This window comes from Vagococcus sp. WN80Y (assembly GCF_059621045.1).
Genome location: NZ_JCAQHY010000030.1, coordinates 1 through 754 on the forward strand (window position 1 = coordinate 1; position 754 = coordinate 754).

The 754-nt window shown below is 46.8% G+C and carries 1 protein-coding gene; it reads left to right on the plus strand.

Going from position 1 to position 754, the window contains the following annotated elements:
* The coding region (locus AC5KOD_RS02470) for a MalY/PatB family protein (protein WP_496912962.1) at positions 1-716 on the plus strand (716 nt) is incomplete at its 5' end.
* Between the last annotated feature and the right edge of the window lie 38 nt (positions 717-754).

A 754-nucleotide genomic window follows, 5' to 3' on the forward strand; every position in this document is an offset into this window, starting at 1 on the left:
AAGCCAGCTTGCCAAAAAATCGTTTACTGATTTTTTGTAGTCCACATAATCCAGTGGGCCGTGTCTGGCGCCAAGCAGAACTAGAAGAAGTTGACCGGATTTGTCGCAAGCATCAGGTGGTGGTTGTTTCCGATGAAATCCATTTTGATCTGATTTCTCCCGGCTTTCAGCACACCGTTTTCAGTACCTTGTCGGCAGAGGCTCAAGCCAATTCAGTGATTCTAACTGCACCGAGTAAGAGCTTTAATCTGGCGGGTCTACAAACGGCGAATGTCGTGATCGCTAATCCTGAACTGCGAGAGCGATATACGGCTGTTCAAGCAAGTGAAGGCTTCCACCTGTTAAATGCTATCGGTCCGAAAGCCTGTGAATTAGCCTATAACCAGTGCGAGACGTGGCTCACTGACTTCTTAGAGCTAGTCGAAACCAATCGGCAAGTCTTTGACGCTTTTATGACCGAGCACTTGCCAGAGTTAACGATTTCTCCACTAGAAGGGACTTATCTCCAGTGGTTTGATTGTCAAGCCTTAGGCATGACCGATGAGGCACTAAATGATTTCCTTGTTCACGACTGTCACTTAGTTCTCGATCCCGGCAATTTATTCGGTGAAGAAGGCCAACAGTTCCAACGGATCAGCTTGGCTTGTACCACCGCTGTCTTAACTGCCGCTCTTGAACGCCTAGCCAAAAAAGTAAAGGAGCTACCCCATGATTAATACTGACGATTTAACCAAAAAAATAGCCGAACTCGATC